Origin of the sequence: Caballeronia sp. LZ032 (genome assembly GCF_031451315.1) — a bacterium.
In the GTDB taxonomy this organism is placed as follows: Bacteria; Pseudomonadota; Gammaproteobacteria; order Burkholderiales; family Burkholderiaceae; genus Caballeronia.
In genome coordinates this window covers 1-736 of the sequence record NZ_JARUXP010000046.1, presented here as the reverse complement: position 1 = coordinate 736, position 736 = coordinate 1, and the positions used below count along the sequence as shown (strand labels likewise).

General features: G+C 65.6%; 1 protein-coding gene. It reads left to right on the top strand.

What is annotated here, in order from left to right:
* Window positions 1-736, top strand: a 736-nt coding sequence (locus tag QCE69_RS39335) for a hypothetical protein (RefSeq protein WP_309936156.1), incomplete at both ends; no start/stop codon positions are given.

Here is a 736-nt window from a genome sequence, read left to right as displayed (position 1 = left end):
GTACTCGGGCTATTACCACTACAACAACTACGACGACTCGGAACACAACTGGACGCTGCCGTTCGGCGATGCGCCGTTTGTCGGCGGTCGTCCGGGTGGCTACGCGCAGGTCGCGCCCGCCGATATCCGATACTTCGCGCTGCCCGCCTACGAATCGAGCTTCGTCGCGGGCCGCACGCTCTCGGGCTCGGGCGTGAGCATCGACAACACGGCCGGCAATGCGGGGACGCCGTCTATCGGACTCGCTCCGGCTCAGGCGGGTTCGGGCGTCGTGATCGGCGACCTCGGCACGCGATCCGGCTCGCGAGTGATCGATCCCGTGATCGCGGGCGCGACGGCGCCGAGCGTGTTGCAGAACCTCTCGATTCCGCCAGGCGGCCTGTTCAGTCGCACGAGCGCGCCGGATGCGACCTATCTCGTCGCGACCAATCCGGCTCTTACGAACCAGCGGCGCTTCATTTCGAGCGACTACTTTCTGCGGCAGCTCGACCTCGATCCGCAGAAGGTACAGAAACGCCTGGGCGATGGCATGTACGAGCAGCAGCTCGTGCGCAATCAGGTCACAACGTTGACCGGCCGCGCCGTGCTCGGTCCCTACACTGACACGCAAGCCATGTATGAGGCGCTGCTGGCCGCGGGCGCGTCACTCGCGAAGTCGCTCGATCTGCCGCTCGGCATGAGTCTGTCGCCGGAACAGGTCGCGGCGCTCACGAGCAACGTCGTCATCATGCAGACG